Origin of the sequence: Pseudomonas sp. NFACC02 (assembly GCF_900110765.1) — a bacterium.
GTDB lineage: Bacteria > Pseudomonadota > Gammaproteobacteria > Pseudomonadales > Pseudomonadaceae > Aquipseudomonas.
In genome coordinates this window covers 1-19499 of record NZ_FOEO01000003.1, presented here as the reverse complement: position 1 = coordinate 19499, position 19499 = coordinate 1, and the positions used below count along the sequence as shown (strand labels likewise).

Annotated in this window: 17 protein-coding genes; 8 read left to right on the top strand and 9 right to left on the bottom strand. The window is 61.1% G+C overall.

Going from position 1 to position 19499, the window contains the following annotated elements; translation table 11 throughout:
- Positions 1 to 32: 32 nt before the first annotated feature.
- Positions 33 to 1385, bottom strand: coding sequence for an ethanolamine permease (gene eat / locus BMY73_RS03830; RefSeq protein ID WP_092405167.1), 1353 nt, complete (start codon positions 1383 to 1385; stop codon positions 33 to 35).
- Positions 1386 to 1857: 472 nt separating this feature from the next.
- Here eat and BMY73_RS03825 point away from each other — a divergent pair, with 472 nt between their 5' ends.
- Positions 1858 to 2919 carry an AraC-like transcriptional regulator QhpR gene (locus BMY73_RS03825; protein WP_092405165.1) on the top strand — a complete coding sequence of 354 codons (1062 nt, stop codon included), beginning with the start codon at positions 1858 to 1860 and terminating at the stop codon, positions 2917 to 2919.
- A 149-nt stretch (positions 2920 to 3068) separates the two neighbouring features.
- Here the strand turns inward: BMY73_RS03825 and BMY73_RS03820 are convergent, their stop codons facing one another.
- The 5 genes from BMY73_RS03820 to BMY73_RS03800 all read right to left on the bottom strand — a co-directional run bounded on the left by BMY73_RS03820 (position 3069) and on the right by BMY73_RS03800 (position 8893).
- A complete protein-coding gene (locus BMY73_RS03820) occupies positions 3069 to 3524 on the bottom strand; it encodes a hypothetical protein (protein WP_062382097.1) in 456 nt (151 codons plus the stop codon).
- A 306-nt stretch (positions 3525 to 3830) separates the two neighbouring features.
- A complete protein-coding gene (locus BMY73_RS03815; RefSeq protein WP_092405163.1) occupies positions 3831 to 5786 on the bottom strand; it encodes a hypothetical protein in 1956 nt (651 codons plus the stop codon).
- Between the two features lie 129 nt (positions 5787 to 5915).
- Entirely contained in the window at positions 5916 to 6239 is a 324-nt protein-coding gene (locus BMY73_RS03810) for an AtuA-related protein (protein ID WP_092405161.1), read from the bottom strand.
- Positions 6236 to 7600 carry an acyclic terpene utilization AtuA family protein gene (locus BMY73_RS03805; protein WP_092405159.1) on the bottom strand — a complete coding sequence of 455 codons (1365 nt, stop codon included), beginning with the start codon at positions 7598 to 7600 and terminating at the stop codon, positions 6236 to 6238. Before BMY73_RS03805 ends, BMY73_RS03810 begins: the two co-directional genes overlap by 4 nt.
- Positions 7601 to 8893 carry a CitMHS family transporter gene (locus BMY73_RS03800; RefSeq protein WP_092405157.1) on the bottom strand — a complete coding sequence of 431 codons (1293 nt, stop codon included), beginning with the start codon at positions 8891 to 8893 and terminating at the stop codon, positions 7601 to 7603.
- Positions 8894 to 9056: 163 nt separating this feature from the next.
- On the opposite strand from BMY73_RS03800, the gene BMY73_RS03795 reads away from it, so the two are divergent.
- The 5 genes from BMY73_RS03795 to efeO (BMY73_RS03775) all read left to right on the top strand — a co-directional run bounded on the left by BMY73_RS03795 (position 9057) and on the right by efeO (BMY73_RS03775) (position 14544).
- Positions 9057 to 9950: a LysR family transcriptional regulator gene (locus tag BMY73_RS03795; RefSeq protein WP_092405155.1), complete on the top strand. Its 894-nt coding sequence runs from the start codon at positions 9057 to 9059 to the stop codon at positions 9948 to 9950.
- A 272-nt stretch (positions 9951 to 10222) separates the two neighbouring features.
- Positions 10223 to 11092, top strand: coding sequence for an iron uptake transporter permease EfeU (gene efeU, locus BMY73_RS03790; protein WP_092405153.1), 870 nt, complete (start codon positions 10223 to 10225; stop codon positions 11090 to 11092).
- 8 nt (positions 11093 to 11100) lie between these two features.
- Positions 11101 to 12312, top strand: coding sequence for an iron uptake system protein EfeO (efeO, locus tag BMY73_RS03785; RefSeq protein ID WP_092405151.1), 1212 nt, complete (start codon positions 11101 to 11103; stop codon positions 12310 to 12312).
- A gap of 64 nt (positions 12313 to 12376) precedes the next feature.
- The gene (gene efeB, locus BMY73_RS03780) at positions 12377 to 13693 is read left to right on the top strand and encodes an iron uptake transporter deferrochelatase/peroxidase subunit (protein WP_062382089.1); all 1317 of its coding nucleotides are present in this window, start codon (positions 12377 to 12379) and stop codon (positions 13691 to 13693) included.
- 26 nt (positions 13694 to 13719) lie between these two features.
- Complete coding sequence (efeO, locus tag BMY73_RS03775) at positions 13720 to 14544, top strand: iron uptake system protein EfeO (protein WP_062382088.1); 825 nt, start codon at positions 13720 to 13722, stop codon at positions 14542 to 14544.
- Between the two features lie 204 nt (positions 14545 to 14748).
- Here efeO (BMY73_RS03775) and BMY73_RS03770 read toward each other — a convergent pair whose 3' ends face one another.
- From BMY73_RS03770 to BMY73_RS03760, 3 genes are all read right to left on the bottom strand, one after another.
- The gene (locus BMY73_RS03770; RefSeq protein ID WP_062382087.1) at positions 14749 to 15519 is read right to left on the bottom strand and encodes a molybdopterin-dependent oxidoreductase; all 771 of its coding nucleotides are present in this window, start codon (positions 15517 to 15519) and stop codon (positions 14749 to 14751) included.
- Entirely contained in the window at positions 15512 to 16135 is a 624-nt protein-coding gene (locus BMY73_RS03765; protein ID WP_092405465.1) for a cytochrome b/b6 domain-containing protein, read from the bottom strand. The genes BMY73_RS03770 and BMY73_RS03765 overlap by 8 nt, the downstream gene beginning before the upstream one ends.
- 167 nt (positions 16136 to 16302) lie before the next feature.
- The gene (locus tag BMY73_RS03760; protein ID WP_062382345.1) at positions 16303 to 16908 is read right to left on the bottom strand and encodes a hypothetical protein; all 606 of its coding nucleotides are present in this window, start codon (positions 16906 to 16908) and stop codon (positions 16303 to 16305) included.
- Between the two features lie 282 nt (positions 16909 to 17190).
- Here BMY73_RS03760 and BMY73_RS03755 point away from each other — a divergent pair, with 282 nt between their 5' ends.
- Together BMY73_RS03755 and BMY73_RS03750 are read left to right on the top strand one after the other, a co-directional pair.
- Positions 17191 to 17886, top strand: a complete 696-nt coding sequence (locus BMY73_RS03755) for a heavy metal response regulator transcription factor (protein ID WP_092405463.1) — start codon at positions 17191 to 17193, stop codon at positions 17884 to 17886.
- A complete protein-coding gene (locus BMY73_RS03750; protein ID WP_092405149.1) occupies positions 17859 to 19265 on the top strand; it encodes a heavy metal sensor histidine kinase in 1407 nt (468 codons plus the stop codon). The genes BMY73_RS03755 and BMY73_RS03750 overlap by 28 nt, the downstream gene beginning before the upstream one ends.
- Positions 19266 to 19499 lie beyond the last annotated feature (234 nt).

Sequence of the window (19499 nt, the reverse complement as noted above, 5' to 3'; positions counted from 1 at the left end):
ACTCACTTGATTAACCGGCCACGACAGTGACTTCAACGGGCCACTGCAACCACTGCGCCACGGCTGCGCACCCCTTTGACGAACAGCGCACCCACTGCCATCAGGCACAGGAAGATGCCGCAGATCACCAGATTGAACCAGACCATCGCGATCAGGCACACCACCGCCAGCACCAACGCGATGCCCGGCACGATCGGGTAGCCCGGTGCACGGAAGCTGCGTTCCAGATCCGGCTCGCTGCGACGCAGTTTGAACAGGCTCAGCATGCTGACGATGTACATCACGATAGCGCCAAATACCGACATGGTGATCATCGCCGCTGTCAGGGTCATCCCCTGCAGGTTGACCAGACCGTCGCTCAGAATGGCCAGGATGCCGACGACGCCCCCGGCAAGAATGGCACGGTGCGGGGTCTGGAAGCGCGAGAGTTTGGCCAGGCTGGGTGGCAGGAAACCGGCCCGAGCGAGTGCGAAGAACTGGCGCGAATAGCCAAGGATAATGCCGTGGAAACTGGCGACCAGACCGAACAGGCCAATCCACACCAGCATGTGCATCCAGTTGGAGTTGTTACCGACCACGGCCTTCATTGCTTGCGGCAGCGGGTCGTTGATGTTCGACAGCGCACGCCAGTCGCCCACGCCACCGGCGAAAATCATCACGCCAATCGCCAGCACCACCAGGGTCAGAATCCCCGCGACGTACGCACGCGGGATGGTGCGTTTCGGGTCTTTGGCTTCTTCAGCCGCCATGGCTGCGCCTTCGATGGCGAGGAAGAACCAGATGGCAAACGGAATCGCCGCAAAAATGCCGCTGATCGCGGGCAGGCTGAACGTGTCGGAACCGGCCCAGCCGCCGAGTACGAAATTGCTGAAGCTGAACCCCGGCGCGACCACGCCCATGAACACCAGCAATTCAGCGACGGCGAGCACGGTCACCACCAACTCGAACGTCGCGGCGATGCTGACGCCGAGGATGTTGAGGGTCATGAAAACGATGTACGCCCCGATCGCCGCGACGCGAGGATCAAGGGATGGATACTGCACGTTGAGGTAGGCGCCAATGGCCATGGCGATGGCCGGCGGCGCGAACACGAATTCGATCAGGGTCGCGAGCCCGGCAATCATCCCGCCGGTGACGCCGAAGGCACGCAGGCTGTAGGCGAAGGGACCGCCAGCATTAGGGATTGCCGTGGTGAGTTCGGTGAAGCTGAAAATGAAGCAGGTGTACATCACCGCGACCATCAGCGTGGTCACCAGGAAACCCAGCGTCCCCGCCGTGCCCCAGCCGTAGCTCCAGCCGAAGTATTCGCCGGAAATCACCAGGCCGACGGCCAGCCCCCACAGATGCAGGGTTCCCAATGTCGGTTTGAGTTGTGTAGCGGTCATGAGCGTGCACTCCGGTAGCCAAGCGACGGTATTTGCGTAAGGTCGAGCATAGCCACTGATTTACCGGCAAGGCTTGACCTTACAGGACGCCGGTTGTCATGTGCGGTCAACTTTCGGGCTGATGGGTCCGGGTGCGCCAAGGCGGCGCGTGAAATGGGTGATGTGCTTTATAGGAGGTCACGATTTATGACACCACACTACCCAGATGGGTGAGTGGTTGCGTAGCAGTTAGCGAAGTGCAGGCCATTTGTAGGAGCGTGGCTTGTCCCGCGATCGGCGACGAAGTCGTCGTAAACCTGATAACCACGACATACAGGACGTACAGCGTGCGTCGGTTTTACGACTGCTACGCAGCCGATCGCGGGACAAGCCACGCTCCTACAGAAAATCGCGATACGCTCCCGTCATTCGTAACAAGGTACGACATTTGCTTGAATAAAATTCATACAGCCCCTGACGACCCTTGATCTCGATGCTTCAGACCTTCATTCCCAGCGCTGCACCGACCTCCCCCGCCGCCAGCAATCGCGGCGTGCTGTCGGCTGCCGCCAACGGTCTGGACGGTTTCATCGTGCAACACGGCGGCGACCTTGATCGGGTCTTCGGCTGCGCGGGCATCGACCCTGAGCAACTGCTTCACCCCACCCTCAGCCTGCCACTGACCAACTACTGCAACGTGCTCGAAGAAGCCGCCCGGCAAACCGGTTGCGATAACTTCGGCCTGCGTTACGGCCAGCAATTTCAACCTCAGGCACTGGGCCTTCTGGGCTACATCGGGTTGTGCTCCGCTACGCTGGAAGATGCCCTCATCAACTTCTCGCAGGCCTTTCCGTTTCACCAGCACAGCACCTTGATCGAGCTGGTGGATCAAGGGGACTGCTACCGCTTCGACTATCAGGTCCGACACGGCGCCATCCATGAACGTCGCCAGGACGCCGAACTGACCATGGGCATGGCCATGAATCTGGTGCGCCATGTGCTGGGCCCAGACTGGGCGCCTCGGCAAGTGGCCTTCGAGCATGCCAGACCTCATGAATGGCACGAACACCGCGACACTTTTAGAGCCGACGTCAGCTTCGGCCAAGGCTGTAATTCGCTGCTGATTCCCAAGCAGGAACTGATCGGCAAGGCCATGCCAGGCAGCGATCCGATCCTTCTGATGCTGATCAAGGACGCCATTCGCCAGTTGGGCGACAACGGCAGCGAAATCACGCTACTGGATCGTGCGCGGCAGACCATTCTCGCGACGTTGCACCTGGGTGAACCTGCCCTGGAGGAAATCGCCCACCACCTTGGCCTTGCCGAATGGGCCCTGCAGCGAAAGCTGCGCGAACAGGGCCTGAGCTTCACCCAACTGGTGGACCAGATCCGCCAGGACTCGGCCATCGCCCATCTCAAACAACAGCATCTCAGCGTCACCCAACTCGCCTCCCTACTGGGTTACTCCGAGACCAGCGCTTTCTCTCGGGCGTTCAAGCGCTGGTTCGGGTTGAGTCCGAAGCAGTGGCGCAGCGCGGCTATCAATACTCAATAGGGGCGCGGGCGACTCCATTGGCACCTTATGCCATGCCTCTCGTCGAGTTCGGCGATCAGGCTGGCGCAACGGCGCACGCCACGTGGGTCGCCAATCGTGATCACCGAAAAGCAGCTCTGGACGGTGCAACGCAGACGAAAACCCAGAGGTTACTTGAACGCGTTGTTCCGAGAGGCTGCGTAGTGGCGGGTCTGGTAAGGCAACAGGGTCTGGATTTTCAATCCAAGTCCTTCATCCAACCCCCAACAGAAGGCAAGCTTGTCACGCCGCTCACGTAGCCGCGTTCCAGGCGTGTCACTCGGTTCATCCTGGCTGCGATAACGCTTGAGCAGCAAACTCAGTGAGTAGAGCGCTTCAGAAGCGCGTTCATTACTGAGGCAAGTAAATCGCGTCAGTTTCTCCAAAAAATAACCCGCTCTGCGCACCGCTACCTCATCGGGGCTACGCGCAAGAAAAAGCCGAAGTTCGGATTCAAGGCTCGAATGCTCATACCAAACCTCTTGGGCGGCAGTTATCAAGGTCTGATCATCGGCCAGACTCAATGGGCCTTTGCCTAGCCTGTCCAATGCTTCAGAAAGAATGTGGCGATCAGAAGGTTGGGTCATCTGCGGTCTCCAGATAGTCCTGCAGGATGTTCTTCAGAATCGAAGTCGGTGGTTCATGATTGCCAATATGGCAATCAATAGCCTGCAGCGCCAAGCGTTCGAATTCAGAAGCCAGGATCAAGCCAATTCGTCCAGCGAGCACACGCCAAGCATGCCCATGTTGCGGCTGATTTCCTGTGACAGCAATCGGTCGAAAAGGAGTACGCCCTTTTAAGCTGCGACCGCGGCGGCGAAACTGAGGGGTGGCTCAGTTTTTCGTTACTCAGGATTCGCTCAGGGCTTTCTGCCATCGGCGGTGGGACAGACTCACGACGCCTTGCGCCCGATGTCCTGCAGCCAGTCATTCAGGTTTCCCGGCAACAACAGTTCGTGCCGCGCCCGCGAGCTGGCGGTGTACAGCAGCGAGCAGACGCTGGCCAATGAATGCGCAGAACCGGAGCGCGGCGGACGCATCAGGTCGCGGGACAAAAGCACGGTGTCGAACTCCTGGTTCTTCACGTCTTCGACCTTTGCCAGCGTGAGGATGGCGCCAGGATCGCTGCAGAAACGTTGCAGCGTATCGGCGAACTGCTGCTCCGTGTTGCCCTGCCCCAGCCACTCGTGCATCGCCTTGAACTCATGACTGCCGCCCATGGCCGATGCCAGCGCGTCCCAATGGGTGTAACGAAAGATCAGGCGATGTTGCGGCCGCAGGTCTTCACGGTAAAGCAGCACCAATCCCTTGACGAACAGGGTCAGGTTCTGTGCCGTGCCGGCCGGCAACTGAAACCGTGCGCCGGCCTCGGTCAAACGCTTGAACCAGGCGAACAGGCCCCATTCGTTGGCGACCAGAATCGTGGTGGGTTTGTCCGGGATCGGCATGACACTGTGGCCGATGATCCGGGTCGGGTAAGGCGCGCGCCCGACAAAGCCTTCCTTGATGTCGCTGGGGTGCAACTGGATCAGCGGGTTCAAGACGTCGGCCATCTGCCGTCCGGCACGAATCGACTGGGTCATGAAACGCTGACGAATCGAGCCACCATGGCGTGGTGCTTTGCCGCTGAGCTGCTGAAACTCATCGCCTAGCGTGATCACCGCTTGCGGGCTGCGGTCGAGGATCTGCACCATGGGCGCGGTCAGTTCGTGGCTTTCATCGACAATGATGTGGGTGAAGCGTTCGAAGACCACCTCCGAGGTCATCGAAAGGAACTTGATGCGATGGCTGTTACGCACCGGCAAACCTATGTGCGGTGCAGAGGGCCTGACGGTTTCGCGCCAAAGCAACCGGCTGTACTCCAGCAGCATGGCGATGTCCGCCTGACTGGCGGCATACCCCAGCGACGGCAGGTGCCGCGACTCGAGGGTGTGCAGCGGCGACAGGCAGAAACTGTAGACGGTGGTACGACAGACCCAGGCCACCTGGCGTGGAGACAGACTGCCGACCGTTTGCAGGTTGAGCCACTGGGCGATTTGCTGATCGGACACCAGCGAGTCGGCGCCGGTGCGCTGTCTGCCCGTGTTGCGCCATCCGGCCGAGGTCTGGTCGCGATTGAGCAGCAGGTTGGCCATGTGACCGAACGTGCAGGCGTGAAGTTTTCGACCCGGATCACTCTGCCTGACGCGATCCTCCAGCGCCTTGACTTGTTGCGGATAGGTCGCCATGAGCAGCGTCGTTTCAGCGGGCAGCGTTTCGAAGAACTTCGCCAGCAGGAAGGTCTTGCCAACGCCCGCGTAGGCCTGCAAATGAAACGACTCATCCTGGCAGCCGCGAAACTCGTCGAAGATCCGGCTCTGCTGGTCGCTCAGGTACAACAGGTCACCCGACGGCAAAACCACTTCGCGGGTCAGGGGCTCAAGCGTGCGTCGATGGCGTTTGCCAAAACCGAAGTCCCAATGACCATCCTGATCGAGGTAGTCCTCCTGTTCGACTTCGTGGGCTTCAAGCAAGCTGATGCCTGCCACTTCCAGAACACTCAGGCTTTGCGCGAGGTTGCCAGGGTTGAAGCGCATGCGCAGCAGATCGGCGAACGCCCCGCCCGCCTCTTCCATCGACAGCGCGGCACGCATGACATCGTCGAGCATGCGCTCCAGTTTCTCGATGGGGGTGTTTTGCTCGACCAGTGCGTTGAGGTTGATCAACAGCATGAGGGCGGAGAGCTGCGCCCGGGTCGCTTCGGCGAGAAAATCGTCCAGCGACTCGCCGGCCGCCAGACCTTTGGCCGTCTCTTCGGTCAGCGGCAAGAACAGCGAGGGGATTGGAGCAAACGGAGCGGGTGAACTCATTACGGGGCAATCGTCCTGATAAACGCGACGGCGTGGGGCAGAAACAGCGCACGATGACGCGACAGCTTACCCTTCCCGACTCACCTCGCCCACCACGTTGTCATGCCAAACCCACGGCAGACGGCGCGCCTATTCGGTCATCTCGATGTCCAGCAACGCGGCTCCCAGCGCTTTGCCATGGGCATCCAGCACCAGGGAGCGGGTCACGCCCCCTTTGAGGATGCCGGGCAGCACGAAGTTAAGGGCATGGACGTTCGGCCATTCGTAGCGCCGCACCGGTCCCGCCGTCGGGTCGAGTAACTCGGCAAAGTGCGCCGTCACCCGCTCCACCGTCAGTTGCTCCACCAGACGCCGGTAATCTTCCGGCTTGAACGCAATCACGGAGATGTTCGACGTGTCGCCCTTGTCACCGGTCCGCGAATGCGCGAGTTGCCGCAGTCTGATCGTGCTCACGAGGCGTCCTCCAGATGAACCTGCGGTGTGACCGCATCACGGGGCAGCAACAAGGACGCCACCGCCACCACTTGCCGTACGCTCTTGGTCGCACCGCCACCGCCATACGGGCCGTTGGTGTAGAGGGTTTCGACTTCGTTGCCGACGCGTATGGCTTCTGATTTGTCGGCGCACCGGGCCGCCACGCGCAAACGGACCTCCCACGGTTCGGCAGGCGTGCGCGAACCCAACGTCGCACCGTGCAATGAATCCACACCGATCAGTTCCGCGCGGACGTCATCGGCCACCACACCGGTCAGCTTCAAGCGTTCCAGGACGACTTCGCGTGCCAGCCGGGCTCGCGCCAACGCGCCCGGCCCGCCGTAGGACATCTGCCCCTCGCCGATCCAGCCATCCAGGTAGCCGACCGATACTTTCAGCGTGTCGGGGCGCGCGCGGCCCTCTGCGCCGACAGCACGGACCTCGTTGGCCCCCACAACCGAGAACGAGACGTTCGAAAAGTCGGCGGTCACGTCCGGCGTCAAATACGCCTTGGGATCATGTACCTCGTAGATCATCTGCTCGGTGCAGGTGGCGGTGTCGATTCGTCCGCCGGACCCTGCCACCTTGCTGATCACCGCCCTGCCCTCGGCATCCACTTCGGCCAACGGAAAACCCAATCGGGCAAGGTCAGGCACCTCCTTCACGCCCGGATCGGCGAAGTAACCGCCGGTGATCTGCCCGGCACATTCGAGCAAGTGCCCGATCAGTGTGCCGCGCCCCCTGCGTGTCCAGTCGTCCGGGGCCCAGCCAAAGGTGAATACCAGCGGGGCGAGAAACAACGAAGGATCGGCCACGCGGCCGGTGATCACCACGTCGGCATCGGCTTTCAACGCCTCGATGATGCCCTCGGCGCCCAGATAGGCGTTGGCCGAGATCAGTCGAGCGCCCAACGACCCCACCGTCGCGCCGTTGTCCAGCAACGCCTGGGGGTCGTTGTGCAGCGCCGCCAGCACGTCATCACCGGTCAGCGCAGCGACCTTCAGCCCCTGCAGACCCAGTTCGGCCGCGATACGTCGTACCTCACGGGCCGCCGACAGGGGATTCGCCGCGCCCATGTTGCTGATGATGCGCAACCGTCGCTGTCCGTTTTCACGCCCTCGGGCCACGAACGGCAGCACTTGGCGCATGCGCTCACTGAGCAAGGGGTCAAACCCGGCGTCGGGGTCGGCCAATCGAGCCTGCTGCGCAAGGGCGATGGTGCGTTCGGCGAGGCATTCGAACACCAGAAAATCCAGATTGCCCTTATCGGCCAGTTCCACCGCCGGCTCGATGCGGTCACCGGAATATCCGGCGCCCGAGCCGATACGTAAGGTTGTCATTCAGAACACTCCCAGCAGCAATGCGGTCAGGGTCATCAGCACCGATGCGCCAAACAGAAAGGGGATGGTGAAACGTTGGTGGTCGGCCAGTTCGACCTTGCACAAGCCCACCAACAGAAAGGTCGCGGGGGTCAGCGGGCTGACCGGGAAACCGGTGGTGTGGACGCCCAGCAAAGATGCCTGCGCCACTTGCAACGGATCCACACCCAACGCACGACCGACTTCGGCAATCACTGGCATCACGCCGAAATAGAAGGAGTCCGGGTCAAACAGCAGGCTCAACGGCATGGACAGGAAACCCACGACCATCGGAATCAGCTTGCCGTGACCCGCCGGAATCTGCGCCACCGCCACTTCGGCCATCGCTTTGAGCATGCCGGTGCCTTGCATGATGCCGGTGAACACGCCGGCTGCCAGAAGAATGCTGGCCATGGTCAGCGCGGTTTTGGCGTGGGCATCGATACGAGCGCGTTGTGCGTCCACGTTCGGGTAGTTGATGCACAGCGCCAGCACCGTGCCGACCATGAACATCACCACGGGATCCACCCAGCCGGCGATCATCACCGCCATGACCACAATGGTGAGCAACAGGTTGAGCCAGAACAGGCGTGGACGGCGCAGCACCGCTTCCTGCTCGGACAGCGTCCGTTCCGGCACCACATCGACCTTGGCCCCGGCGCCCAACCCCAAACGTTTCTCTTCACGGCGCCCCAGCCACCAGGCACTGAAGAACACGAACGCCAGGCCGACGATCTGCACCGGAATCAGGGGCTGGAACAGGTCGGCCACCGGCACATGCAGGGCGGCCGAAGAGCGCAGCACCGGGCCGGTCCATGGCAGGAAATTGACCCCCGCCGCCATTGCGGCGACGCACGCCAGGATCCGCCGATCGATGCCCAGTCGCGTGTACAGCGGCAGCATCGCCGGAATCGTCACCAGAAAGGTCACGGCGCCCGAACCGTCCAGATGCACCAGCAAGGCCAGCAGTGCAGTGCCTACAACAATGCGTGTCGGACGTGTGCCCACCGTACGCAGGATTCGGTCGATGATTGGATCGAGCATGCCAGCGTCGGTCATCACCCCGAAAAACAGGATGGCAAACACGAACATGCCGACCACGGGCGCAACGTTCTTGATGCCGGTAATGATGAAACCGCTGGTTTGAAGGCCGAAGCCACCGATCAATGCCGCAATGATCGGTAAAGCGATCAGTGCAACCAGAGGCGAGAGACGTTTGCTCATGACAGCGGCGAGCAAACAGAGAATGGTGATGACACCCAGAGTGGCGAGCATGAAGGGATCCTTTCGTCATCCCTGACCGGCAGGCGGCGGAATGAACTGTTGTTGTTTTCAGCGAGTATCGAAACAGCCCCGGACGTTGTAAATTGAAATGTTCAGGGTCTTACGTTCTGAAAAACCGAACGTTGAATCACCGGTTACCTCACGGACACTCGTCATGAAGAACGCCATCCAGCACATCCGCGCCTTTCTGGCCGTGGCCGACAGCGGCAGTTTTGCCAAGGCGGCCACCGAACTGAACCTGTCACCTTCTGCCCTGACCGTGCAGATCCAGCAACTGGAGCAATGGCTAGGTGTCACGTTGCTTGAACGCAGCCCGCGTCACGTCAGCCTGACCAACGCCGGGCAGAACAATCGTGGGCCGATGGAAAAACTGCTGCTGGACCTGGATAACATCGTCAGCGGCTCACGGGATCTGGCCGCGTTGCGCCGCGGCGTGGTGACCATCGCCGCCCTGCCTTCGCTGTGTTCCGGGGCGCTGCCGCCGGTGTTGAAAACCTTCCGTGACCAGTTCCCCGGCGTGGAAATACGGCTGCGCGATGTCGTGGCGCAGCGTATCGATGCGTTGGTGCGTGAGGGGGAAGTGGATTTCGGCGTCGGCGTTCGGGCGCGAATGAGCCACGGGCTGGATTTTCAGGTGGTGATGGTTGATCGCTTGACGGTGTTCGTGCCGGCCCAGCATCCACTCGCCAGCCGCCCATCGATCACCCTGTCGGAACTGGCGGGCGAGCCGATCATCCTCACCGGACGCGACAGCAGCGTGCGCGAACGGGTCGAACAACTGTTTTCAGCGGAAGGGCTGACGCTGACGCCGGGCCTGGAAGCGAATTACATGTCGACGGTCATGGCGATGGTGCGTCAGGGACTGGGTGTGACGCTGTTACCGGAATCTGCCGACGAAGGCCGTGGCGATCTGGTCCAGGTCCGTATCGAACATGACGGCGTGAACCGGGAGATCGGCTTGATCACGCGTGCAGGTCTGGAGTTGAGTCCTGCGGCAGCGCGCTTCGTCGAGATAATGAAAGACGCCATGTCAACGCACCCCGTGTAGGAGCGCGCTTGCCCGCGATGCGTCCGTCCTGTCACCTCTTCACTGAATGACACACCGCAATCGCGGGCAAGCGCGCTCTTACACAGGCCCTGACAGGTCCTGCGAAATGCCGTAGCTGAACGTCACCTGAACACCTGCACAAAACCGGAAAAAAGCAAAAAAACAAGTATGCTCATTCAATAATGAGTATCATTATGTTACACATGCCTGAATGCGAATGACTTACCGAAGCGTTCACGGCTCACACCCTATCAGATTTGCACCGGTGATAAATGCTCGTTCCTTTTTTGATCATGCTGCGCGAAGGGATTGAAGCCGCGCTTATCGTTGGCATCATTGCCAGCTACCTCCGTCAGACCGGCCGTGGCGAGTGGATGCCGGCCGTCTGGATCGGGGTTTTCCTCGCCGCAGCGCTGGCGCTGTTCGTCGGTGGCGGTCTGGAACTGGTCAGTGCTGAATTCCCGCAGAAGCAACAGGAACTGTTCGAAGGTCTGGTCGGACTGCTGGCCGTGATCATCCTCAGCTCCATGGTGTTCTGGATGCGCAAGGTCGCGCGCTCGATCAAGCATGAGCTCCACGAATCACTGGACGCCGCGCTCGCGGGGTCGAAAAACCAGACCTACGCCCTGATCGGCATGGTGTTCTTCGCCGTCGCCCGCGAAGGCCTGGAAACCGTGTTTTTTCTGCTGGCGATTTTCCAGCAGAGCGAAGGCGCCAGCGCCCCGATCGGCGCCCTCCTCGGCCTGATCATTGCCGTGGGCATTGGCTTTGCCATCTACAAAGGCAGCATGCGCCTGAATCTCGGACGTTTCTTCCGCTGGACCGGCTTGTTCATTCTGGTAGTCGCTGCCGGCATTCTGGCCAACTCGGTTCAAGCCCTGCATGAGGCCGGCCTCTGGAACCATTTCCAGACGGTGGTCTTCGACATCAGCGCCATCCTGCCGATGGACGGCCCGACGGGTTCGGTGCTCGCCGGCATGTTCGGTTACCAGGACGCGCCGACCGTCAGCGTGCTGACGGTGTACGTCGCCTACCTGATCTTCGCGCTGGTGTTGTTCTTCCTGCCGCAGCCACGCGTGGTGAGCCTTCCCACGCGACCTGCGCACGCGCACGGCCACTCCTCTTCAGTTATGAATAAATAAGGGCATCCATGACCAGCAGTCCCACCGGGCTTCCTTCTCAGCAAGCCAAGCCTCCCCGCGCATTGCGAATGGCTGTCGCCGGATCGGTGATCCTGATGATCGCTGCCGGTGGCCTGTTTTACTACGCCTCACAGCAGGCGCAGAAAAAACGTCAGGCCAACAACAGCGCCGAAACCGTGGTCACCATCCACCCCAAAAGCTGTGAGCCAAACGCGATCACGGTACCCGCCGGTAAAAATGCCTTCCGCATCGTCAACGCCTCGGAACGCGCGGTGGAATGGGAAATCCTGGACGGCGTGCTGGTCATCGAAGAGCGCGAGAACATCGCGCCAGGTCTGAGCCAGATCATCAATGCCAATCTGCAGCCGGGTGATTACGCGATTACCTGCGGCCTGCTCAGCAACCCGCGCGGCACACTGCACGTGACTGCGACCGCCGAATCCGAGGCCGCCGCCAAGGCACGTCCTTCAATGGTCGCGTTCATCGGCCCGCTCTCGGAATACCGGGTCTACCTGAGCACCAAGAGCAGCGCCCTGATCCGTGCCGTGAACGATCTGCAGCAGGCCATCGAAAGCGGCAACCTGGCTGCCGCGCAGCAAGCCTATGCGCCAGCACGCGCGGCCTATCAGCGCATTGCCCCGGCGGCCCAGCGTCTGGCTGAACTGGACAACGCGATCAACGCCCGTGCCGACTACTTCGAGAAGCGCGAACAGGATCCAGGCTTCAGCGGTTTCCATCGCATCGAGTTCGGGCTGTTCTCGCAAAAGTCCGTCGACGGCCTGTTGCCGGTCGTGCAGAAACTGCAAGCCGACATCGCGTCCCTGAAACAACAGCTGCTGGCCCAAAGCATCGCCCCGGAACAACTGGCGAGCATGGTCGTGCGCAACATGCGCAGCCTGGCCGACATCCGCAGCAACGGCGAAGAAGAACGCTACAGCCACCTCGACGTCAACGGTTTCGCCGCCAACCTGGAAGGCACCCGCAAGGTCATCGAACTGCTGCGTCCGCTTCTGGCCAAGACCTCGGGCGAGGTGCTGAAGAAGATCGATGACGCGACCACCGCGCTGGACGACCAGTTGCTGATGCTCAAGACCGACGACGGTTTCACGCCGTACGACCAGGTCAGTACCGAACAACGAAAACAAATCGCAGACAAGGCCAAGGCGCTGGCCGATGCCCTCGAAGGCATCGACCCGGCCCTGGGCCTCACCGGCCTTTAAGCGTGCCCTGGCGGACGCCCGATGCGCCGCCAGGCCCTGAAACCACAGCGAAGTAAGCATTCACATGAAAGACTCCGACTCATCCAACGCCCCCCTTTCCGTTGAGCGCCGTCGTGTCCTGATGGGCCTGGGCGCAGCCGGCGCCGCCATCGCAGGTGCCAGTCTGACCGGTAACGCCCTGGCCGCCACTGCCCCGGCGCAAGTGACCGAAGCCCCGAAAAGCGACAAGACCCAGGACCACAACGCCTTCCATGGCGTGCATCAGAGCGGCATCGTCACACCGCGCCCGGCGGCGGGCATGATGGTGGCTTTCGATGTGCTCGCGCAGGATCGCGAAGACCTGGAGCGTCTGTTCCGCACCTTGAATGAGCGCATCGCGTTCCTCATGACCGGCGGCCCGGTGCCCCAGGTCGATCCGAAACTGCCGCCGCTGGACTCCGGCATCCTCGGCCCGGTCGTGACGCCCGATAACCTGACCATCACGGTGTCCGTGGGCGACTCGTTGTTCGACGAGCGTTTTGGCCTGGAACACGTCAAACCCAAACGCCTGCAACGCATGGTCGGGTTTCCCAACGACGCGCTGGAAGCGGACTGCTGCCATGGCGACTTGAGCATTCAGTTCTGCTCCAACGCCCCGGACAGCAACATCCACGCGCTGCGCGACATCGTGAAGAACCTGCCGGACCTGCTGCTGGTGCGCTGGAAACAGGAAGGCACCGTACCCGCCCAGGCGCCGCTCAAGCCAGGTCAACCGCCGGAAAGCGCCCGCAACTTCCTCGGTTTCCGTGACGGCTCGGCCAACCCCGACTCGAACAACCAGAAGACCATGAACGAGCTGGTCTGGGTGCAACCAGGCAGCGACGAGCCCGCCTGGGCCGCCAACGGCAGTTATCAGGCCGTGCGTATCATCCGCAACTTCGTCGAGCGTTGGGACCGCACGCCATTGCAGGAACAGGAATCGATCTTCGGCCGGAGCAAGGCCTCTGGCGCACCGATGGACGGCAAGACCGAAACCGACGTCCCGGATTACAAGAAAGACCCGGAAGGCAAGATCACCAAACTGGATTCGCACATCCGCCTGGCGAACCCGCGCACGCCGGAAACCCAGCGCAACCTGATCCTGCGTCGCCCGTTCAACTACTCCAACGGCGTGAACAAAAACGGACAGCTGGACATGGGCCTGCTGTTCATCTGCTATCAGTCGGACCTGGAAAAAGGCTTTATCACCGTCCAGACCCGCCTCAACGGCGAGCCGCTCGAGGAATACCTGAAGCCGATCGGCGGCGGTTATTTCTTCACCCTGCCGGGCGTCGTGGATAGCAACGATTTCATTGGCCGGTCGCTGCTGGCTGCCTCTGCTCCAACAACAAAAACTGCCTGACAACCCTTACCTACAGGAAGAGCTCCATGAAAAAGTCGCCTCTCGCGTTGTTGCTTACGTTCGGCTTGTTGCAGACCCCACTGTCCGTGTTTGCGGCAACCGCCCCGCTGGACCTGGTCACCCCGGTTTCGGACTACAAGATCTACGTCACCGAAAACGTCGACAAGCTGGCCGAAGATACCCAGAAGTTCACCGACGCCATCAAGAAAGGCGACCTGGCGACTGCAAAGAAACTGTTCCCGACCACTCGCGTTTCCTATGAGTCCATCGAGCCGATTGCCGAGCTGTTCAGCGACCTGGACGCCTCGATCGACTCCCGTGAAGACGACCACGAGAACGGCGTGAAAGCCGACGACTTCACCGGCTTCCACCGTCTGGAGTACGCGCTGTTCACGCAAAACACCACCAAGGACCAGGCGGTTTTCGCTGACAAGCTGATGGCCGATGTCAAGGAACTGCAATCGCGCATTGCCGATATGACCTTCCCGCCCGAGAAAGTGGTCGGTGGTGCCGCCGCGCTGATGGAAGAAGTGGCCGCGACCAAGCTGTCCGGTGAGGAAGACCGTTACAGCCACACGGACCTGTATGACTTCCAGGGCAACGTTGACGGCTCCAAGAAAATCGTCGACCTGTTCAAGCCGCAGCTGGAGAAGTCGGACAAGGCCTTCGTGGCCAAAGTCGAGAAGAACTTCGCCACCGTGGACAAGATCCTGGCCAAGTACAAGACCAAGGACGGTGGTTACGAAACCTATGACAAGGTCAAGGAAAACGACCGTAAGGCCCTGGCGGGTCCGGTTAACACACTGGCGGAAGACCTGTCGCAGATGCGTGGCAAACTCGGTCTGAACTGAGTCTGAACGCAGTGAAAAGCCCTCCTGCCGAGTGATCGGCAGGCGGGCTTTTTATTTGCGGTTCGGGATTTAGATCGTTCCCACGCTCCGCGTGGTAACGCAGCGACCGACGCTCTGCGTCAACGTGGACGCAGAGCGTCCTCAAATGCATTACCACGCAGAGCGTGGGAACGATCAAAGAGCCGCCTTCAGCGCAAAAAAACCTCAAATCCCGCTGAACCAGTTGTACCCCTGATCCTCCCAGTACCCGCCCGGATAATCATTGGTCACGAAGATCTCGACAATGTGCTTCGGATTCTTGAACCCCAGCTTGGTCGGCACCCTCACCCGCAGCGGATAGCCATAGTCGGGCGGTAAAGCAACCTCGCCGAAGTCCAGCGCCAGCAAGGTCTGAGGGTGCAGCGCGGTCGGCATGTCCAGACTCGAGTAATACCGATCAGCGCATTTGAACCCGACAAACTTCGCCGTCGTGTCCGCGCCCACGTGCTCAAGGAACGTTCGCAGCGGGACACCGCCCCACTGACCGATCGCACTCCAGCCTTCGACGCAGATCAACCGCGTAATGTCAGTCCGCTGTGGCAGTTTGCGCAAGCCATCCAGCGTCCAGGGCGCCTTGTCGCGCACCAGCCCCGAGACACCGAGCTTCCAGTCCGCGACGTCCAGATCGGGGATGTCGTCCTCGCTATAAAACGCGTTGAACGGAAACGGGTTGCGGATCTGCTCCTTGCGAAAGGTCGGCGCCAGCTTCTGTCCGCTGAACAGCCACGCCTGCACCCGGTCGTTCCAGCGCGACATGGCCCAGAGCACCTTGTCCACCTGATCGCCGTCCTGCAAGTTGCAGCCGGTGAGCATCGCCATCGCGCCCACGGTCAGCCCGCCTCTCAAGAAATTCCGGCGCTGGATGCTTTCCAGCTGGGACCGTTGCGCCGGCTCCAGAATGATTCGCTGACTCGCGCGTTTCTTCGGCTCAATCATGTTCGACCTTCCCGCTTTCAACCGTTTTGACGCCACCGGTGATCATCGGCAACAGGGTTTTGGGCACCAACAGCACCAACGCCAGGTGCACCACGACGAAGGCCCCGATCGCCGCCATCGCAGCAAAGTGGACGAAGCGGGCGAAGTCATAACCACCGAACAGCGCGGTCAACTCCTGCAACTGCACCGGCTTCCAGATCGCAAGCCCCGAGGCAACGATCAGCACGCCTGCCGCCAGCACCAGCCAGTACATCAAGCGCTGAACGGCGTTGTACACGCCCTTCTCGTGCTTGAGACGAAAGCGCAAGGCATCGACCAGGTCGCGTTTGACCGCAGTCGGTGTGACCGGAAGAAAGTCGCGTTTGAAGTGTTTGCTGAGCAGGCTGTACAACACGTAGATCAGGCCGTTGATGACCAGCAGCCACATGACCGCGAAGTGCCAGGCCAGCGCGCCGCCGAGCCAGCCACCCAAGGTGAAATCCCGAGGGAAAGAGAAGCGAAACAGCGGCGATGCGTTATAGATGCCCCAGCCGCTCATGAACATGCAGACCATGCCGAAGGCATTGATCCAGTGCGTGAGGCGAATAGGCCATGGGTGAATTCTGGTTTTTTTCATGGTGTAAGGCTCATCACGGATGAATTCGGTAATCCGGCGCCTGTAGGAGCGCGCTTGCCCGCGATTGCGGTGTGTCAGAAACATAGGGGTATCAGACAGCTCGCAATCGCGGGCAAGCGCGCTCCTACAATGAACGCAACGCGGTGCTGATGACACACCGCAATCGCTTACATCGGCGGCTGGAAGCCATCCTTGCCGACGGCGACACCGCGAGCAGTCTTGCCGTCTTCGGCCGGGAAGACCACCACTTTGGCGCCTTTGACCAGTTCATCTACCTTGCCTGCCTGCACATAGGCAATCGGCACGTCGTCCGGCACGACCAACTGCTTCTCACCACCTTTGTAGCTCACGCTCAAGGTACGGCCGTTGGCCTGGGTCAGCTTGCCCACGGTGCCGTTGGTCATGGTGCCGGTGCTGCCATCGGCGTTCTGCCAACCGTAGTGACCTTCGCCGCTGCCTTTGAGGCTCGCTTCGAAGACCGTCACTTCCAGCGCTTTCAGCGTGCCGTCCGGCTGCGGCGTGGCGGCCGAACCGATGAAACTGTCCGACTTGATCGAGTCGACGCTGGTCTTGGACACCGAGCGAATACCCGTTTTGTCCGTCAGGCCAATGCTCTGGTGAGCGCCGGAACGGGTGGTGAAGTTCAAGGTGTTGTTTTCAACGCTGTCCACCGTGCCGCGAAGGGGTTTGACCACCGGCATGTCGGCGGCCGAGGCAATGGCCGCAGCGCTGAGCATGAACATGCCGAAGGTGGTGGACAGAGCAGTCTTCATCTTCATTGTGAGGATCCTTGTCGATTGGAGGTGCGGGTTGAATGACGACCATCCTGTGCCGCGAACCGGCACTGCACGATGACCGGGCGATGACATTTTTGTCATTCGTCGGGCTGGCCCCGGGCGCCCCGTGCCGATGACAAAAATGTAACCGACCGGACAGCGCCCGTTGGTTACACTGCACGTACGACACGGCGCCCAGCCGTTCGGTGCCCTTCAACTCAACACCTGATGCCACGTGTCGGCCGCGCCGCCAATGACGTGAAGCGAGCCAGACTGACGATGCACATCCTGCTTATCGAAGACGACACCAAGACCGGTGAGTACCTGAAGAAGGGCCTTAGCGAGTCCGGCTACAAGGTCGACTGGACACAGCACGGCACCGACGGCCTGCACATGGCGCTGGAACAGCGCTACGACCTGTTGGTGCTGGACGTCATGCTGCCGGGCATCGACGGCTGGCAGATCATTGAAATCCTGCGCGCCAGACAGGACGTGCCGGTGCTGTTTCTGACCGCGCGCGATCAATTGCAGGACCGGATTCGCGGGCTGGAACTGGGCGCCGACGATTACCTGGTCAAACCCTTTTCCTTTACCGAACTGCTGCTGCGCATCCGCACGATCCTGCGCCGTGGTGTGGTGCGCGAGGCCGACCATTTTCACCTCGCCGACCTGGAGCTCGACCTGTTGCGACGCCGGGTCACGCGCCAGCAGCAGGTGATCACCCTGACCAACAAGGAATTCTCCCTGTTGCATCTGTTTCTGCGGCGCGAAGGGGACGTTCTGTCCCGCGCGCAAATCGCCTCGGAAGTCTGGGACATGAATTTCGACAGCGACACCAACGTCGTGGACGTGGCGATCAAACGCCTGCGCAGCAAGATCGACCTGCCCTACCCGGTCAAACTGATTCACACCGTGCGCGGCATCGGTTACGTCTGCGAGGTGCGGCCATGCGAGCCCGACGCCAGCCATCCCTGACCCTGCGCTCGACCCTGGCGTTTTCCGTGGTGGCGATGCTCGCCGTGGCCAGTGCCGGCATGTACCTCTACGAGACCCTGAAAGCCTCGGTGATGACCCGCAGCGACCACGCGGTGCTGGCCCGGCTGGATCACTTCCGCAAACTGCTGCAGTACGACCTGACGCTCGACACCCTGCGCAGCAGCCCTCAACTGTTCGAAAACATGCTCGACAGCGAGGACGATATTTTCATCATCACCGAGCCCGGCAAGGCCCCGGTGATCATGGTCAACCCGCTGCACGCGCCGTTACCGGACATGCCGGTGGTCAAAGCCAATGCACCGCTCAGCGCCGACGCCCTGCGCAGTGGCAGGGTCAACGCGGGATCGGCTACGGATGTGCCGATGCGCGCCGCCACGGTCGAGGCGATTTCCGGCGGCAAGGTCGTGCACCTGACCGCCGCGCATCTGGCGGTCAAGGAGATGGCGACGCTGGCGAATTTCCGCAACCGCATTCTGTTTGCCGTCGCGCTGGCGTTCGTGCTCACGGCATTGCTCGGTTATCTGCTGTTGAGGCGAGGCTTGCGGCCCCTTCGCAGAATGGCCGATCACGCCGCCGCTATCACGCCGGCCCGGCTGGACAGCCGCATGGACAGCCGCGACACGCCGGTAGAATTGCAGCAATTGAGTGATGCCTATAACGGCATGCTGGATCGTCTGGCCGACGGTTATCAGCGCCTGACCCAGTTTTCGGCTGACCTGGCGCACGAGATCCGCACGCCCGTCGGCTCCTTGATGGGCCACTGCCAGGTTGCGCTGCGTCAACCCCGGACCGCCGATGACTATCAAGCGTTGCTGGCCTCTAACCTTGAGGAACTTGAGCGCATTTCGCGGATGGTCGAAAGCATTTTGTTCCTGGCCCGCGCCGACGATGCCCAGGCCGCGCTCAATCACCAGACGTTGAGTCTGGAGGACGAATTGCAGCGGGTGACGGGGTATTTCGAAGGCCTGGCCGAAGAGCGGCAGATGACCTTGCGCACCGAGGGTGGCGGTCAGTTGACGGCAGACCCTCTGCTGCTGCGCAGAGCGTTGAGCAATCTGGTCGCCAATGCGATTCGTTATGCCGATGAAAGCAGCGAGATCGACATCCGCGTCGTTAACGTGGAAAAGACCTGCCGGATCGAGGTGGAGAATCAGGGGCCCATCCTGAGTGAGTCGGCGTTGGGCAAGCTGTTTGACCGGTTCTACCGGGGCGACGCCTCACGCCACCAGAGCTCAGACTCCAACGGCCTCGGCCTGGCAATCGTCGCCGCCATCATGCGGTTGCATGGCGGCGACGTGACAGTGAGCCAGCCCACCCCTGGCCGGATCTGTTTTGCGCTGGTCTTTCCTGTTGCCTGATCGGCCTACCCCCTTTTACGCCGAGATCAGCATCTTATTCGCGCCGACAGACCTGTAGGAGCCGTCCGAGGTTACGAGGGTCTGGGCCGCACTTCGGACGAATGCGGGGTGTCATTCACCGTCATCGTCACCGATCCGCCGCTTTCGCCAGCAAGCCGGCTTGTATGTTTAGACTTGATGGGGTGGGAGGGACGGAAAGCCGAATCTGACTCTAGCCAGTACAGACCGTTGGGA

Excerpts from the sequence above, each read along its gene's own strand:
- BMY73_RS03805 (WP_092405159.1), bottom strand. The coding sequence starts at position 7,600 with ATGACAACCTTACGTATCGGCTCGGGCGCCGGATATTCCGGTGACCGC.
- BMY73_RS03800 (WP_092405157.1), bottom strand. The coding sequence starts at position 8,893 with ATGCTCGCCACTCTGGGTGTCATCACCATTCTCTGTTTGCTCGCCGCT.
- BMY73_RS03760 (WP_062382345.1), bottom strand. The coding sequence starts at position 16,908 with ATGAAGACTGCTCTGTCCACCACCTTCGGCATGTTCATGCTCAGCGCT.
- eat (WP_092405167.1), bottom strand. The coding sequence starts at position 1,385 with ATGACCGCTACACAACTCAAACCGACATTGGGAACCCTGCATCTGTGG.
- BMY73_RS03750 (WP_092405149.1), top strand. The coding sequence starts at position 17,859 with ATGCGAGCCCGACGCCAGCCATCCCTGACCCTGCGCTCGACCCTGGCG.
- BMY73_RS03795 (WP_092405155.1), top strand. The coding sequence starts at position 9,057 with ATGAAGAACGCCATCCAGCACATCCGCGCCTTTCTGGCCGTGGCCGAC.
- BMY73_RS03755 (WP_092405463.1), top strand. The coding sequence starts at position 17,191 with ATGCACATCCTGCTTATCGAAGACGACACCAAGACCGGTGAGTACCTG.
- efeO (WP_062382088.1), top strand. The coding sequence starts at position 13,720 with ATGAAAAAGTCGCCTCTCGCGTTGTTGCTTACGTTCGGCTTGTTGCAG.
- efeU (WP_092405153.1), top strand. The coding sequence starts at position 10,223 with ATGCTCGTTCCTTTTTTGATCATGCTGCGCGAAGGGATTGAAGCCGCG.
- BMY73_RS03770 (WP_062382087.1), bottom strand. The coding sequence starts at position 15,519 with ATGATTGAGCCGAAGAAACGCGCGAGTCAGCGAATCATTCTGGAGCCG.
- efeO (WP_092405151.1), top strand. The coding sequence starts at position 11,101 with ATGACCAGCAGTCCCACCGGGCTTCCTTCTCAGCAAGCCAAGCCTCCC.
- BMY73_RS03815 (WP_092405163.1), bottom strand. The coding sequence starts at position 5,786 with ATGAGTTCACCCGCTCCGTTTGCTCCAATCCCCTCGCTGTTCTTGCCG.
- BMY73_RS03765 (WP_092405465.1), bottom strand. The coding sequence starts at position 16,135 with ATGAAAAAAACCAGAATTCACCCATGGCCTATTCGCCTCACGCACTGG.
- efeB (WP_062382089.1), top strand. The coding sequence starts at position 12,377 with ATGAAAGACTCCGACTCATCCAACGCCCCCCTTTCCGTTGAGCGCCGT.
- BMY73_RS03825 (WP_092405165.1), top strand. The coding sequence starts at position 1,858 with ATGCTTCAGACCTTCATTCCCAGCGCTGCACCGACCTCCCCCGCCGCC.
- BMY73_RS03820 (WP_062382097.1), bottom strand. The coding sequence starts at position 3,524 with ATGACCCAACCTTCTGATCGCCACATTCTTTCTGAAGCATTGGACAGG.